Here is a 16617-nt window from a genome sequence, read left to right on the forward strand (position 1 = left end):
TCTGGCCTGACTCACAAAAAGGTTGTCCCAAGGTCAAGAAGACCTACGGGACAGCCTTTTGTGCGCTTGGCAGCGCATTGTGCGATTTGCGTCTCTTGCAAACAAACTTGCAATGAACTGGCCGACGAATACGCTATGTTTATTTAGCTATAACGGTTTGAACGGTTTGATAGGTACACAAATTTCACATAATTCATTGTTAAGCATTTCGCCGGTATATCTTTCTATAATAGGTTTGTGATCGATTTGATAGTTATGATGTTGTAATACTGGAAATAAATCAGCCCATGCTTGTTGAATGTCCTCTGCTGTATGTTTAACGTTTATGATCGCATAGTCCCCACCGGAAAATTCACTTTCGTAGATGGAATCATCCATCGGATAATCTGTAGAAATGACGATACATGTATCATATCTACAGTTTTCAGGAAGCGTTGTTTCAGGGTTATCTTGTGGAATTCCAAATAAGATTGTTGAATCGGTAAGTAAATTCCTCGCTTTCGCCCATTCTTTTAACTTTTCCATTGCTCGGGTATTGGCGGGGCCATACGGACCAACTTGCCGCACAAATGCAATACGATAACTCGGGATTGCTTCTACTTTCATATGCATATAGAATCTTCCTTCCGTGAGCAGGATTGTGATGCAGTTCGAATGCTATCATGACATAAAATAATTTCCAATCATTTCTTTTAATTTACTAAAATTGTATATTTCTTAGTGGACTAATTCCGGTATTTTAAAGGCAGTTGCCTCTGTAAAACGTTTCAATTTTCCCAAAGATCGTCTTATAATGAATGTTATCTACTTGGGAAGGGACAGCCCAACCGCGTGATCTAACTTCATTTTCAGAAAAGGGTGTGACCGTGTTGTTTAATGCAAAAGATTCTGTTCTTCGTCATCCATCATTTAATAAGTTCTGGGTTTCCCGGATGTTCTCATCGACATCATTCCAAATGCTTTCCGTCGCGGTTGGGTGGCAGATGTACGATTTGACCCATGATGCGTTCAGCCTCGGGTTTGTGGGACTTGCGCAGTTCTTACCGATGGTGTTGCTGACGTTCGTGGTTGGGCAGGTTGCCGATCGTTTTGACCGGAGAAAAATCGTGTATATTTGCCAAATTATTGAAGCGCTTGTCGCAGCGTTGCTGCTATTTGGCAACCTTCACGGTTGGCTGGGCCGAGAGGAAATTTTGGTGGCAGCGGCGGTGCTCGGCGCATGTCGAGCCTTTGAAGGGCCGACTTCGTCTGCCTTGCTTCCGACGCTGGTACCCAAAACGATCATGCAGCAGGCGATCGCGTGGAGTACGTCCGTCGGGCAAACGACGCAAATTCTAGGCCCGGCGCTTGGCGGGTTACTTTTTTCACTAGGTGCAACTTCCCTTTACGGCACTGCGGCAATTGTCTTAATTGCTGCGACGATTTTGACATTTTTGATACGCACAGCGCCTGTCGAACGAAAATTTGAACCGATTACGATGAGTTCGGTGTTTTTGGGATTGTCCTTTATCTACCGCAAGCCTATCATTCTGGGTACGATTTCGTTGGACTTATTCGCGGTACTGCTTGGTGGAGCGACGGCGCTGTTGCCAATTTTTGCTCAGGATATTTTACATGCCGGTCCTGTGGGATTAGGTCTGCTGCGTACCGCACCGGCGGTTGGCGCCTTGCTAATGTCGATCGTACTGGCTTACTATCCGTTGCGAAAATCCGTCGGACTTAAGTTGTTTGGTGCGCTGGGCGTGTTTGGGCTTGCGACGATGCTTTTTGCTATCTCGACAAGTATGTATTTGTCGTTATTTGCACTTTTCCTCATCGGTGCTTCGGATGTGATCAGTGTTGTCATTAGGTCTTCTTTGGTGCAGCTGCAAACACCAGACGAGATGCGTGGCCGCGTGAACGCCGTGAATTCGCTGTTTATCGGGACGTCGAATCAGCTTGGCGAATTTGAATCGGGCATTGTAGCCGGTTTTGTCGGAGCAGCGCCTGCCGCATTCATTGGGGGCATCGGTACATTGGTGGTTGCAGGATTATGGATGTATATGTTCCCGTCACTTCGGCGGATGAAATCCTTGTCGGAGGGGTAATTGCTACCCTGCAATTTTTGTAAAATCTTGATCTATTTTGTCGCCCCTATATGCTAGAATAAGAGAATTAGATGGAATAAATAGGCAGAGGGGTTTCAGGATGAAGAACAAGAGTGGGATTCTCGTGGTGGGTTGTCTTGGTTTTATCGGCATACTCGTGTTAATTGGGATTATTACAGCAGCGGTTGTATGGGGGCAACGGGGAACGGCGATTGCATTGGATGAGAAGATCAAGTCGCAACACGTTGCGAATAAGTCTAACTACGATAACATGTGGAAACGATTCAAAGAAATGGCGCAAGTGACCGACATGCAAGCAGATGATATCAAGAAGATATATACCGATCTCATTGCAGGCCGTTACACGAATACGCAGGCTCTTTTCCAAACCATTCAAGAGCAGAACCCACAAATGAGCAGCACGTTGTATACCAAGCTGCAGAATGAAATATCTTCAGCACGAACCGAATTCGACCGGAATCAGAAGAAAATTGCCGATCAAGTGCGGGAGTATAACACACATATTCGGAAGCATGCGCTGATGAATGCGATTTTCCATTTTGAAATCATGGATGCGGAGAAATTTATTATTACGTCAGACCGTACGAGTGATGCGTATCAAACTGGCAAAGATAACGAAGTGAAGCTGAGGTAGCTATGGCATATTGGGCAGCACTATTTCTCGTTCTGATTGTTGGTTTTGCCATTGAACTTGTAACGGGCCGCAAATGGTGGCGGTATGTGCTGACATCGCTAGTAGCGGCTATCTTATTCGCGGGTGTAGTGGCTGGTGATTTTTATTTCCGGACGGTGGATTCAGAGGTCTGGTCTGGGCGTGTAGTCGACGTGGAACATATCGAAGAGTGGGATGAGTGGATCCCAGGCAAGGAAGAATGCTCCACGGATGACGATGGGCGCAAGCGGTGTACCAAGAAGCCAGGTCACATTGAGCATCATAAGGAGATCAACAAGATCAAAACCTCGGACAACGGCTGGTTTGAGGTCAATGCATCCATGGATGGAAGAACGACATTCACGAGTCGCTCCCCTAATTCAACGAGAGAGTTGGCCCAGTATTATCCACTAGGGATGCCTTCCGCCTCTGTCCACCACTATGTCAATAAGGTGAGAAGTTCGTATAGTCTTTTTAAACATAACGACATTGATCTGAACGATTATCCTGGTCTGCCGTCCTATCCAAGATTCGTCTCGGAGGTGCTGCATGTCGATCGGATTGTGGGGGATGTACCGAACAAGCCCAAAGCGCTGGCAGCGTTGGCCGCCTGGAATACCGAGTTGAATAAGGAGATGCCAGACCCCGAGCGACCGGGAGAGACGAAGTCGTGGAAGCAGGTCAATCTTATTTTTGTGAATATGGGAACGGATTTGCCGCAAGCGTATGGCTATGCCCTTCAGGATAAATGGGAGAATGGCAACAAGAATGATTTCATCGTGAGCTTTAGCCCAGCGCCGGATGGCTCTATGAAATGGGTGTACGCTTTCTCATGGAGTGAAGTGGATATGCTCAAACTTGAGGTTCAGGATTATATGATGGAGCAAGGATATGGCAAGGACTTCGTGCCGATCGTGGATCATGTAGCTCAGATGGTGGCAGATCAATTCGTGCGAAAGCAGTTTGCGGATTTTGACTATTTGCAAATTGAAGTCAGTAATACGTCGATCTTTATCATCTGGGGACTGGAGATGGCTTTGCTGGCCTTGTACGCATACAAGAGCATGAAAGGCCTCCTTCGTCGTCGAGGGAAGATGAACTTACATAGAGAGCGTTCTCCTGCCGGATGGTGAGAGAGCGCTTTTTTATTGTACTTAGCCAATCTTTCATTAACTTAACAAAACAAAAATAATAGCCTGTTATACCCCTTACAATTATGTAATACAATGTGTGGATTATCGATTCTATCTATCGATGGTTCTATTTGCCGTCTTCTTGATGCTACAGGCGAGTATTTGGTTACTCATCATAAATGCCGTAAAGATGGGAACCGTGGGAGAGAGCAGCAGTCACAAACTTAGTGTACTAGCTGGTTAAGAATCTTATCGACTCGCAATTTGCGAAGTATATCCCAGGCGGCATCTGGAATTATGCAGGTCATACACTCTCTTACTCGCTGTTAACTTGGTGGCGGAAGTATGTATGTGTACTATTCCCGAATTATGGCTTGGATTCGTCAATGATAATCACATGCAGGATGAGCATTCAAACGGTAAGTAGATTAGCGAGGAAGGTGAAGAGCTATGAATCGTAAAAAGGTCGTGCTAGTTACAGGGGTATTTCCACCGGGAATCGGTGGGATGCAAAGTTATTATTACAACCTTTCCAAACATACCAAACATGATATTACTGTACTTGCCCCAAAGTATCCGGGGAGCGATGCATTTGACGATGAACAGTCCTTTCGGACAGTGCGAGGATCATTTATGCGTGGAGAACGTGCGAACTTTTTAAGCTGGGGACGGTTGTTCAGCCATGTGAAAAAAATGATGACGGTTGAAGAACCAGATGTCACGGTATACGGCTATGTGTTAATCGGGTTTATTGGGTTGCTGTTTAAAATGTTTGGCGGGCGGTGTTATGTGATTTCCACACATGGCATGGATATGCTTATGTTTCGCCGCTTTTTCGGCTTGAATTTTTTAGTTAAACAAATATTGATCCATGCTGATGGCGTGTTGACGAATAGTTTATTTACTAAAAGGTTTGTCGAAGATTATGGGGTAAGCCCTAATCGTATAAGTCTTGTGCATCCTGGCGTAGAGGCTGTTTTTGAGCGGAAACCTGTCAACGTAGAGCTGCTCAGGCGGCATGGAATTGAAGATAAATATATTATTTTATCCGTAGGGAGGCTCGTCACGCGAAAAGGGCAAGATCGGGTCATTGAGTCGATGCCCCAAATTATCCAACACATTCCCAATGCGGTGTATGTCATTATTGGCGATGGTCCAGATCGAGCCCGCCTTGAGCGGCTTACCAGCGATACAGGCGTTACGAATGCTGTCATTTTCATTGGAAGCGTAAGCGGGGGTGAAGAATTGAATGACTATTATAACTTGGCTGATCAATTCATTATGGTATGCAGAGAACTGGAGAAGGGGGATGCGGAAGGGTTTGGTATTGTATATCTAGAAGCAGCATCAACGGGTATCCCGGTTATTGCTGGAAGATCGGGTGGTGCTCTAGAAGCCGTACTTGATGGCGTGACAGGAGTTCTTGTGGATCCGAATTCACATGCCGAAATTGTAGAAGGCGTTCTCCAGTTGGCTAGAGATGAGGCGTTCAGAGATCGACTTGTACAAGGAGGTTACAGACGTGCGAAGTCCAGTTTTCAGTATGAAGTGCTAACAGAACAGTTCGATCAATACGTGGAAATCCTTTGTGCGACCCATCCTTCGCGTAAAAAGTTGATTAGAAGTCGATTCGATGTAAAATCATGATAGTTGATAAGATCGTACGTGCTTGTTATATTTCAAATAGAGAAATACTCCAAGTAGACTGGTGGAGGTGTGATCGATGGAAATGACCTATTTGAAAACCTTTCGCGAAGTAGCGAAGTGGGGAAGCTTCACGCGGGCTGCGGAAACGCTAGGATATGCTCAGTCCAGCATAACAGCACAGATTCAGAAGCTTGAGGAATCCTACGGTGCTATTCTCTTGGAACGTTATGGACGGACCATGAAATTAACAATGGCTGGAGAAGTGCTCCTGCAATACGCCAATGAGATCTATAAGTTACACGAAGAGTCCAAGGAAGTCGTATCCCAGCAATCCAAAGGGACGCTTACAATAGGAACAATTGAGACGTTAGCGGCATTTTACTTGCCACCGTATTTACAGGCATATCGCCGTGACTTCCCAGACGTGAACATTGTCATTCAACCGGGGAATGAACCCTTCATTATTGAATCGGTGAAAGCAGGCGTTCTGGACATCGGAATCATTCTGGATCCACCCTTTATGGATCCAGAGCTGGACAGCACGATTCTGAGGGAAGAGTCACTTGTCATCATTGCTAGTCCAGATCATAAACTGGCTGGGCACAGCGAGATTCACGTGGAAGATCTGCAGAATGAATCCCTAATTCTGACGGAGGATGGCTGTACGTACCGAGCGATGCTGCTTAAGGTGTTGAAAGGAAATCAAGTAAATTACAAGTTATCTTACGAATTCGGTAATCTGGAAGCGATTAAACAGTGCGTAACCTATGGACTTGGCATTGCATTGCTGCCCCGCATAACGGTTGCTGAGGAAATCCGCAAAGGTCAGATCGTCGCGATCCCCTTTGTTGATCCGGCGTGCAAGTTCTACACGCAATTGATTATCGCTAAGAAAAAATGGAAATCCAAAGCTTATCTAGGCTTTCTAGAGCTGCTCGACGGTGCCAACTATCGAAATGATTGAAGTATAGGTTCAATAACTATCGATAACTCCAGGGTTTGAGGCTGTGTTACAGTCAATATAAGAAATCAACAACCCCACTGGAGGTAATCCCAATGACCATTCAACAATCGAAATCTCTCGTTCTAGAAACGCCAGCCGCATCACCGGCGCATACACACCAGCATTATATGAATAAGCTTGCGGTGGAAACGGACGTTGCCGATGTGCGTTACGATATGCAGCATGGTTACAATGACTTCCTGCTCATTGATGTTCGCAGCGCAAAGGCCTATGGCGAATGCCATGTTCCTGGTGCGATCAACTTGCCTTCCAACCTGATCAGCGTCGAAACGACGGCTACTTTTTCCAAAGATCAAACGATCGTGGTGTATTGCTGGGGGCCTGCTTGCAATGGCGGAACCAAAGGAGCGGCACGTCTCTCGGGTCTTGGGTTTAAGGTGAAGGAAATGTTGGGCGGCATGGAGTATTGGCGGAAGGAAGGCAATGCGGTAGAAGGAACGCTTGGTCAAGCGGCTCCTTTGATTGGTTGAAGTAAGCTGTAGGCAAAAAGCATCCAAGTTCTTGGATGCTTTTTGTTGCGGAGTGTGGTGTTGCGATCAATGCTTGTGTAGCATACGTATCGGCGCCAACCGCAGGGCATCCCGGCTAAGTGAATAACTGGATTTTCTGCAGCTAATTCAAGTGAAATCATTGCATTTTACCAAATAACTGGATTTCCTCCCGTTATTTCGGCGTTATTTCGTCAAACAGAACATTTTGAGTAAAAATAGATGTAGGAAATCCAGTTAAACTCCGCAAACGTCTGCTTTCGTTAGAAATAGATGTAGAAAATCCAGTTAATCCCCATAAGCTCCCCGGTTGAGAATGCTAAGAAAGAAACGCTACTGTCCAAGAAGGAAACATTGAAGTTGCGACTATGCGTACCTTTACTCTAATCCTCTTTTACCCGGCACCCAAAATGGCTTGACTTTTATTTGACGACTATCCCAGTGGTGCTGTTGTTTCAAATAATTGCGTAACTGGGCACATACCCGTCCGTCGCCGCCTACGTAAACCATGCCTGTACCTTCTGCTTGCTTTAGGATTAGCTCTATTTGTTCGGTTAACTGATCTACGGAATTGGGAGGTAGGGTCTGAAAGGAAAGTGGTGATGTCCCATCCAAATCAGCGAAGAAGTCTTGTTCATGCTCGGCGTAAATAAGACTATATACTTTTGTGTGAGGAGGAATGTGACGATTAATTTTTCCAAAATCCCCATCAGAACAGCTCCTTTGACATCTGGTTTCCTAGGAAACAATGTATCATGATTGGCAGGATAAGGAAACGAGTATAAGTATTTTGAATTGGTCAATAACGCCGAACACAGGTATGATAGTGATGAAAGGTGTTGGCAGCGGGGAGGAACATGAGGGAATGACTGAGAACAGCGAAGGGATCCAAGCTTATACATATTCGCCAGAAAAACAGCAGCAACTCTATCGTAAAACCTTGCGCACGGTCATCGTGGCGCAACTATTCGGCGGAGCGGGGCTTGCCGCAGGTGTGACGGTCGGAGCGTTGCTTGCTCAAGATATGTTGGGGACGGACAGCTTAGCTGGTCTCCCTTCCGCTTTATTGACGCTAGGTGCTGCTTCATCTGCCTGGATAGTTGGACGACTGTCGGGGCGTTACGGTCGGAGGGTGGGCTTAACAGCCGGTTTCCTCGCCGGTGGAGTAGGGGCGATAGGTGTCGTATTCGCAGCGATTACGAATAGTCTGCCACTGCTGTTCCTCTCGATGCTGATTTACGGCGCAGGAACATCGACGAATCTTCAGGCGCGCTATGCAGGAACGGACTTAGCCGGGCCTAAGCAGCGGGCAAGAGCGATCAGCTTAGCCATGGTCTTCACGACGTTCGGTGCAGTCGCAGGGCCGAATTTAGTCGGCGTGATGGGGCGATTCGCGACGACGGTCGGTGCACCGGCGCTCGCTGGGCCATTCATGCTAGCCGCTACGGCTTTTGTATTGGCGGGTTTGGTCTTGTGGATCAGGCTCCGTCCTGATCCTTACATTGTGGCTAAGGCGATAGCTGAGATGCAGGCAAGCAATCCAGCGCAAGGAGCGGGTTCCGCGAATTCTTCAGCGCCAGCCGGGCGTAACCGGGGGATTCTCATCGGAACCACGGTGATGGTGTTGACGCAGATTGTTATGGTTGCCATCATGACGATGACACCGATCCATATGCAGCATCATGGACATGGCCTAGATGCCGTCGGTATGGTCATTGGTATCCATGTCGCGGCGATGTTTTTGCCTTCCTTGGTAACAGGTATACTTGTGGACAAATTAGGGCGCATCTTTATGTCCTGTGCCTCGGGGGTTACGCTGTTGTTGGCTGGACTGCTTGCCGCCTGGGCTCCAGCAGATTCAATGTTCGGGCTCATTGTCGCGCTCGCCCTGCTCGGACTTGGCTGGAATTTCGGTCTGATCAGCGGCACGGCGCAAATTATTGATGCGACAACACCTGCGACACGTGCGAGGAAGCAAGGAACGGTCGATGTCTTAGTTTCTTTGGCGGGCGCATCTGGCGGAGCTTTGTCAGGTATGGTTGTTGCGCATTCAAGTTTTGCGTGGCTCTCCTTGGCAGGAGGCTTCCTGTCTCTGTTGTTGGTCCCTATTGTGATATGGTCGCGAAGAGGGTTAAATAGGTATTGAAAAACGCAAATAATTCACTATTTAAAGATGGTGCAGCGCTATGAAAGTTGGCGGTGCGCCATCTTTTTTTGGCTATGTAACAAAATAGGTAATTAGTTGCATGGATGTATTTTCCATTTAATAGTATATTCCAATAGATTCTATTAAATGGGATTTTTATGCAAAATAATTTAATGAAATACAAATTAATTTTAGTGGAACTTTTTAACGTTTTGATCCGTCTACTTTATCATACGTAAAATTTGGAAATGAAAGGGAAACTGACTATATGGCCAGCTGGTTTCGTAAAAGAAGCGCATTAGAGGCTCTTTCTGTTGAAGAAGAATCGTTGTCCAACAGCGTTCCCTCCCGCAGTATTAATCCCCATTTACCTGTGTTGACAGTACGCGATGTACATCGCTCCTTTCAAGTGGGAGGTGGGCAGATCGATGTTCTCAAAGGGATTGAGATGGAACTGAGGCCGCTGCAACTTGTCATGCTCAAAGGGCGATCAGGTTCAGGGAAAACAACGTTGCTCAATTTAATCGGAGGGCTGGATCTGCCAACGAAGGGGGAGATTGTGTTTCAGGAGCATGCCTTTCACCAAAGCAGCGATGATGAGAGGACGTTAATTCGTCGGAAGGAGATTGGTTTTATTTTTCAATCCTATGCGTTAATGCCATTGCTATCTTCTTGGGAAAATGTTGAGTTGGCGCTGCGAATGGCAGGTACGCCTCGCTCTCAGTGGAAAGAGCGGGTGCATCATTGTCTTGATCTAGTCGGTCTTGGCAAACGGATGCACCATCGTCCCTATGAGCTTTCCGGTGGTGAACAGCAGCGTGTGGCCATCGCCAAAGCGATTGCACATAGGCCATCGCTCATCTTAGCGGATGAACCGACTGCCGAGCTGGACTCACAGATGGGCGCGCAAATTATGTCGGTTTTCCGCAACATCATCGCGACAGAGCAAATTACGATTTGTATGACTACACACGACCCTACAATTTTGGAGGATGCCGATCATGTTTATGAAATGGTGGACGGAAGATTCGTCACGTAAATGGACGATGAAACCACTAGCAGCGTTAGTATTAAGTTCTACCCTCCTTCTTGCTTCGGGATGCGCGCTATTGCCCAAGGAACAGGATGAAGAGGCGCTTCCGTCAATTAATCCACCTAAACTGTCCAAGAAGCCTGAGTATACGGTGAAAACAGAAACCCTTGAGACGAAAGTAAGAGGGAGTGGGCGATTAATGGCTTTGCAAGAGGAGAAATTGTTCTTCTCCGAGGATATGTCTGCCAAACGGATAAGTGCCATACTTGTGAAAAATGGCGATTCCGTTGAACAGGGACAGCCGATTGCCGAGCTCGACGTATCGGATATCGAGAGCGATTTGAAGCGTAAGAAGCTCCAAACACGCAAGGATGAGCTGACGATGATCGAAACGCTTCGTAAGGCTGACGAAATGTCGCCAGAACAGATCGAGCAGGCGAAGATTGATTTTGAATTGAAACGTGAGGAACTCACGAAACTTGAATCACAAGTGGGCAAGTCAAAGCTGCTCGCACCGTTCAGTGGAACGATTGTCACCGTATCGGCTAAGAAAGGGGATACCGTAAAGTCAGGTGAATCCGTAGCCATTATTGCCAATTTGAATGAACTGACTGTCGCCGCAAGCATAAGTGCAGATGATGCGAAGAAAGTAGCGATTGGCATGGAAGCTCAGGTGGATATTAATTCAGCTGGTGCGCACAAAGGGAAAGTAAAGCAGCTTCCGAATCCTCAAGCTGGAAACAACACGAATAATGGTGGGTTCCCTGGTCAGGGACAGCAAGGGGAACAAGATACGATTGATAACTATTTGGTTGTACAGTTGAATGAGTTTCCCAAAGGGTTGAACCGCGGTACACCGCTAAGCGTCACGATTGTTACGCAAAGAAAAGAAAATGCCACGACAATTCCTCTTGCTGCACTTCGTTCCTATTCAGGCCGAAACTATGTGCAAGTGGTTGATGCCCAAGGCAACAAGAAAGAAGTGGACGTGGAGATCGGGCAGCAGACGTCAACGGATGTGGAAATCATCAAAGGTCTTACAGCTGGACAGAAAGTAGTAGGTCGCTAATGTCCATGCCGATGCTGCGGTTTTTATTTCGGAAAATGTGGAATACCCGCTGGCTAACGCTCAGCACCCTGCTTGGTCTTGTCTTGGCTGTGGCTTTCACCACCAGCATTCCCATGTATGCCAATGGGTCTTTGAAGCGTGTCGTAGCCAAATCCTTAGAGGCTAAGAGCGAGGGACTTCCGGCAGGTTCGTTGCTCATGCGGTATCAAGCAGTAGGAACAGAACGTGCAGATTTGAATGATCTAGAGAGCGTCAAGACGTATATTCAACATGATGTTCCCACAGATATAGGTTTTCCTATACATACATATGCAAGTAGTTATGCAATTAAAGGAGCACAATTATCCCCTGCTGAAGGGACCAAAGCCGATCCGAGTAAACGTCGTCAAATGACTTTAACGTCACTAAGCGGGTTAAAGGACGAAGTCGAATGGTCCAATGGCCAAATGGCTTCTGGAGAAATGAAAAATGGCCAAATCGAAGCAGTTGTCATGGAAGAAGCCTTGTTCCGCAACGATTTGCACGTAGGGGATGTATTCAATTATTCCGTTGCAAGTGCAAGCGGCAGTCAATTGCTCAAGGTAAAGATCGTGGGTTCCTTCAAACCGAAGGACGAAACGAGCGCATATTGGTTTCAAGGGTTAGAGGGTTTAGTCAATGCACTTATTATTAGCGATGATGCATTCATCAAGACGTTGCTGACGGAGAAGAAAATTCCACTGCAACTTGCGAATTGGTATTATGCTTTCGATCTGCGAGACATTCAAACAAGTCAATTGTCGCCGCTTGATAGCCGGTTGGAACGACTAGATATCAACTTGTTCCAGAAGCTCAAGAATACGAAGGTAGATGTATCCTTCAAGCCGATTCTAACGGAGTTCAAAACACAAAGCTTACAGATGCAGATTCTCTTATTCACATTGGCGGCGCCGATGATTGCGATGGTATTCTATTACATTATGATGAATGCCAGACAATCGCTGGATCGACAGCGCGGCGTAATTGCGATCTTGCGAAGCCGTGGAGGCAGCACGAAGCAAATTGTGGGAATCTACTTCCTAGAAGGATTGTTACTAGGCGTGATTGCGCTATTGATCGGACCATGCATAGGCTGGTTCATGGCAAAAAGCATAGGTTCCACCAGTGGGTTTCTTACATTCGTGGATCGCAAATCGATCCCGATTAGCTTTACAGCCGAAGCGATGCTCTACGGTGGGCTCGCTGTGCTTATTGCAATTCTCGCCAGCGTCATTCCAGCTGTGCTTTTTGCAAGATCTTCAATCGTCAACTACAAGCAGCAACTCGCAAGGTCAGACCGTTCGCCACTGTGGCAGCGGTGGTTCCTTGATATCGTGCTGTTGGGGGTGGTTGGTTATGGCTTCTACCTATTTGACCAACGTCAAGTGCTATCTGTGCAAACAGGCATGACAACTGATCAGCTTCAGGTACACCCGCTGTTATTTTTCGTTCCAGCACTTTCGATCTTCGCACTGGGACTTTTCTTTCTACGCATCTTCCCATGGCTGCTGCGATTGTTCGGTTGGCTTGGCCGGAAGTTCCTGCCTGTGCCGTTATTTTTAACACTTGTACAGCTATCGCGTTCGGCTAAAGCCTATTACCCACTGATGCTGCTGCTCATTCTTACGCTGGGTCTTGGCGTGTACAATTCTTCCGCAGCACGTACGATTGATTTGAATTCTTCGGAACGAATCTTATACCAATATGGTACTGACGTCGTGATTCAAACCGTGTGGGAAGGTTTCTCAGATGATGTGCCACAGAATCCGAACGCAGGAGGGAACGGTGGCGAAGCCCAAGGCGGGAATGGAGGGGCAGGTACGGGTGGTGGTCAGAACCAAGGCCAGGGTCAAGGTCAAGGTGGTCAGAGGCCTGGCGAAGAAACGCCATCCAAAATCCGATATGTAGAGCCGCCTTTTCAAGTGTTCCGCGATTTAGAAGGCGTTCAGGCTGCTGCTAGAGTCATGCAAACCAAAGGAAATGTGGTTGTATCCGGTAAATCTACCGGGCAGGGAATGGTCATGGGGATCGATAACACGGATTTCGCTAAAGTCGCATGGTTCCGTCCTGACTTGTTTCCAGCTCATCCGAATGAATATTTGAATTTATTAGGCAGTTATGAGCAGGCGGTTATCATTCCTTCCAGCTACGCCAGCAAATATGCACTTAAAGCGGGTGATTTGCTATCCATTTCGATCGGCCAACAGCCTTTGGAATTTGTAATTGTCGGGATATTACCGTATTGGCCAGCTCAATATCCGGAACAGACGCCATTTTTCATAGCAAATCTAGACTATATCTACGATCAGGCACCAATGATACCCTATGACGTATGGCTCAAAATGAAACCAGACGCTAAGGTGACGCCGATTGTTACGGCATTGCAAGACAAAGGAATTGAGATTGCTGCCATCAAGGATGTTCGCAATGAGCTCATCGTCCAGAAGAAGCTTCCAGCAAGAGGCGGCGTGTTCGGTATTCTTAGCTTAGGATTTCTTGTTTCTGTCGTAGTATCTTTAATCGGCTACATGTTGTATTGGTTCTTTAACTTATCCAGCAGGGTTGTACAATTCGGTGTCCTGCGTGCCATGGGACTCTCCCGTAAGCAACTAACGGGTATGTTGTTGCTCGAGCAAGGATTCACGGCTGGATTATCCATTGTGTTAGGTATTGCAATAGGCAAGCTAACGAGTTATTTCTTCTTACCCTTCCTGCAAACGTCCCAGAATGTGAAGACACAGGTGCCGCCATTCCGAGTCGTGTTCGATTCCAAGGACACCTATCAGTTATATATCGTGGTTGCTTTCATGATGCTAACTGGGGCCATGCTGCTATTTTTACATATTAGAAGATTGCGTGTTCACCAGGCAGTGAAGCTGGGAGAGGAGAAATAGCATGATAACTTGCGAAGGCTTAGTGAAAATTTACAAAACCGACGAGATCGAAGTTGTCGCGCTGCAAGGACTTAATATTCAGATTGACGACGGTGAATTAATGGCGATTATCGGCAACAGCGGAAGTGGTAAATCTACTTTGCTGAACATTTTAGGAGGTCTTGATCGCCCTTCCGCAGGTGCAGTGAAAGTCGGGGATTGGGATTTGCTGAAGATTACAGACAAGCAGCTCGTTGATTATAAACGACATACAGTCGGATTCATCTGGCAAAATAATGCACGAAATCTCGTCTCTTACTTGACTGCACTTGAAAATGTGGAAATGCCCATGATGCTGAGCGGGAACTACGATCCTGCTTACGCCAAGCAATTGCTGGAGTGGGTTGGTCTCGGTCACCGCTTGAATAATAAACTACAAGAGCTTTCGGGTGGAGAGCAACAGCGCGTGGCCATTGCGATTTCATTAGCCAATCGTCCGCGTTTGCTGCTTGCGGATGAACCCACGGGGTCTGTTGATACGAAGACAGCGGATATGATTCTTTCCATTTTTCAACGATTGAATAAGGAACTAGGTGTCACGATTGTCATTGTTACTCACGATATGTCCATGGCCGGCAAAGTAGGGCGCGTCGTTGCTATTCGAGATGGGATGACAAGTTCAGAGTTTATCGCTCGCAATCCTTCGAGTTCAGTTGCAGAGGGGACTTCGACGGGGCTCACAGGTGAGGCACATGAGGAATATGTCGTGTTGGATCGTGCAGGTCGTCTACAGGTTCCCAAAGCATATCTAACCGCTCTGAACATTGACGGGAAAGCTACGATGGAGTTTGATGGCGAGACCATTACGATTAAAGCACCAAGAGCACTACCGGCAGAAGAGGAGAAAGCGCCATTTAATTCACAAACGGTCGGAGGAAAATCCAAATGAAACGTAAAATGATAGTTACAACCTTAACTTTAGCTTTAATGGCTCCACTTGCTGTTGCTTGTACCAAAGGGGAGAAAGCAGACGATAACCAAGAGCGTGTGCTGAGGATCGCGACGAATATGGGGTATGGCGGCAATTATGAATATTTCACACAGCAATTCACTGAAATATTTGAATTTGCTAATCCGAATATTAAGCTGGAAATCGTCTCAACGATGGATGAAAAGTTTATGAACGGTGGCCTTCAGCCTGGTGAGAAGATGCCGGATCCGATGGAGAAGCTTAAAGAAGTGATGCAGAGCGATAATCCGCCTGATGTGGTCATGCTTGGTTATGAACAGTTGCCAGAGATTATCGAAAGTAATCTGCTGCTGCAATTGGATTCTCGTATAACGAAAGATAAATTCGATACAGCAGGCATTGTTCCCGCCGTGATAGACGGAATGAAAAATGCGGGTGGCGGCAAACTGTATGCCCTTGCTCCGACATTCAGTTCTTCTGCACTTATTTATAATAAGAAAATGTTCCAAGATGCGGGAGTCGATTATCCGAAAGACGGCATGACATGGGATGAGACATTTGATCTTTCCAAACGATTGGCGAAAGGGGAGGGAGATCAGCGAATCAATGGGTTCTCTTTTACAACCCAAGCCCAAGGTGGGGATTTGTTCTACGGCATGCAAATGTACACAGCTCCTCTGCAACTAAGCATGTTCGATGATGCTGGCGAGAAAATGACGGTAGATACGGACCAATGGGAGAAAGTATGGGCCAAAATGGCACAGCTCCAAAAAGATAATGTATTCCCGCCAGTCGCCGATCCTCAGAAACAAATGAATCAAAGGTTTGATCAAAATAATCCTTTTGCTTACGATGATTTTATGTCGGGTCGCTTAGCCATGTCGATTCTCAATTATGGTCAAATTCAACAACTCACGAACGCCAATAAAAATGCAGCTAACTATAAAGGCTACACACCGATTGACTGGGATGTTGTAACGATTCCTTCTCACCCCGAAGCCAAAGGCGTTGGCGGCTCTATTTATATGAATGGCATTATGGGCATCAATGCCAAATCGCAAAATCCAGACGATGCTTGGAAGTTCATCAAGTTCATTAATGGCGATGAGTGGGCTAAACTAAAATCACGTAGTCAGAATATGTTGGTGGCACGCTCCAAATACTTAAAACCGACAGATGGACTTGATTTCCACATGGAAGCTTTCTACAATGTAACGCCGGCACCACAAGAAGATAATTCCAAAATTTATCGCAATAATCCTAATATTTATCAAGTGCAGGAAATTGGTCATAAGCTGTTTAGCGATGTACTACAAGGGAAAATGACGGCTCGAGATGCCCTTAAGAAATGGCAAACGGATGGCGATGCCATGCTCAAACAAATGAAAGAAAACCCAACTGCCCCCGGGCAACCAATCATGAGTCCAGCAATTGCAGTTCCAGCAGGTTAAGAAGG

General features: G+C 46.6%; 14 protein-coding genes. 12 read left to right on the top strand and 2 right to left on the bottom strand.

Going from position 1 to position 16617, the window contains the following annotated elements; translation table 11 throughout:
- Positions 1 to 147: 147 nt before the first annotated feature.
- The gene (locus AC58PV_RS28895; protein WP_497436237.1) at positions 148 to 612 is read right to left on the bottom strand and encodes an AraC family transcriptional regulator; all 465 of its coding nucleotides are present in this window, start codon (positions 610 to 612) and stop codon (positions 148 to 150) included.
- Positions 613 to 869: 257 nt separating this feature from the next.
- On the opposite strand from AC58PV_RS28895, the gene AC58PV_RS28900 reads away from it, so the two are divergent.
- From AC58PV_RS28900 to AC58PV_RS28925, 6 genes are all read left to right on the top strand, one after another.
- Entirely contained in the window at positions 870 to 2087 is a 1218-nt protein-coding gene (locus AC58PV_RS28900) for an MFS transporter (RefSeq protein WP_497436239.1), read from the top strand.
- A 100-nt stretch (positions 2088 to 2187) separates the two neighbouring features.
- Positions 2188 to 2742 carry a hypothetical protein gene (locus AC58PV_RS28905; protein ID WP_497436240.1) on the top strand — a complete coding sequence of 185 codons (555 nt, stop codon included), beginning with the start codon at positions 2188 to 2190 and terminating at the stop codon, positions 2740 to 2742.
- Between the two features lie 2 nt (positions 2743 to 2744).
- Entirely contained in the window at positions 2745 to 3893 is a 1149-nt protein-coding gene (locus tag AC58PV_RS28910; protein ID WP_497436241.1) for a hypothetical protein, read from the top strand.
- 450 nt (positions 3894 to 4343) lie between these two features.
- On the top strand, positions 4344 to 5540 hold the full coding sequence (locus tag AC58PV_RS28915; protein WP_497436243.1) for a glycosyltransferase family 4 protein: 1197 nt from the start codon (positions 4344 to 4346) through the stop codon (positions 5538 to 5540).
- A gap of 76 nt (positions 5541 to 5616) precedes the next feature.
- Entirely contained in the window at positions 5617 to 6504 is an 888-nt protein-coding gene (locus AC58PV_RS28920; protein WP_497436244.1) for a LysR family transcriptional regulator, read from the top strand.
- A gap of 92 nt (positions 6505 to 6596) precedes the next feature.
- The gene (locus AC58PV_RS28925; protein WP_497436245.1) at positions 6597 to 7034 is read left to right on the top strand and encodes a rhodanese-like domain-containing protein; all 438 of its coding nucleotides are present in this window, start codon (positions 6597 to 6599) and stop codon (positions 7032 to 7034) included.
- 396 nt (positions 7035 to 7430) lie between these two features.
- Here the strand turns inward: AC58PV_RS28925 and AC58PV_RS28930 are convergent, their stop codons facing one another.
- Positions 7431 to 7745, bottom strand: coding sequence for an SIP domain-containing protein (locus tag AC58PV_RS28930; protein ID WP_497436313.1), 315 nt, complete (start codon positions 7743 to 7745; stop codon positions 7431 to 7433).
- A gap of 172 nt (positions 7746 to 7917) precedes the next feature.
- On the opposite strand from AC58PV_RS28930, the gene AC58PV_RS28935 reads away from it, so the two are divergent.
- The 6 genes from AC58PV_RS28935 to AC58PV_RS28960 all read left to right on the top strand — a co-directional run bounded on the left by AC58PV_RS28935 (position 7918) and on the right by AC58PV_RS28960 (position 16612).
- Positions 7918 to 9198, top strand: coding sequence for an MFS transporter (locus tag AC58PV_RS28935; RefSeq protein ID WP_497436314.1), 1281 nt, complete (start codon positions 7918 to 7920; stop codon positions 9196 to 9198).
- A gap of 268 nt (positions 9199 to 9466) precedes the next feature.
- Positions 9467 to 10237 (top strand): ABC transporter ATP-binding protein, encoded by a 771-nt coding sequence (locus AC58PV_RS28940; RefSeq protein WP_497436246.1) that lies wholly within the window; start codon positions 9467 to 9469, stop codon positions 10235 to 10237.
- A complete protein-coding gene (locus AC58PV_RS28945; RefSeq protein WP_497436248.1) occupies positions 10200 to 11300 on the top strand; it encodes an efflux RND transporter periplasmic adaptor subunit in 1101 nt (366 codons plus the stop codon). The genes AC58PV_RS28940 and AC58PV_RS28945 overlap by 38 nt, the downstream gene beginning before the upstream one ends.
- A gap of 5 nt (positions 11301 to 11305) precedes the next feature.
- Entirely contained in the window at positions 11306 to 14212 is a 2907-nt protein-coding gene (locus tag AC58PV_RS28950; protein WP_497436316.1) for an ABC transporter permease, read from the top strand.
- A 1-nt stretch (position 14213) separates the two neighbouring features.
- Positions 14214 to 15140, top strand: coding sequence for an ABC transporter ATP-binding protein (locus tag AC58PV_RS28955; protein ID WP_497436249.1), 927 nt, complete (start codon positions 14214 to 14216; stop codon positions 15138 to 15140).
- Entirely contained in the window at positions 15137 to 16612 is a 1476-nt protein-coding gene (locus AC58PV_RS28960; RefSeq protein WP_497436250.1) for an ABC transporter substrate-binding protein, read from the top strand. The genes AC58PV_RS28955 and AC58PV_RS28960 overlap by 4 nt, the downstream gene beginning before the upstream one ends.
- Positions 16613 to 16617: the final 5 nt, after the last annotated feature.

The organism is Paenibacillus sp. J22FR83 (genome assembly GCF_059691955.1).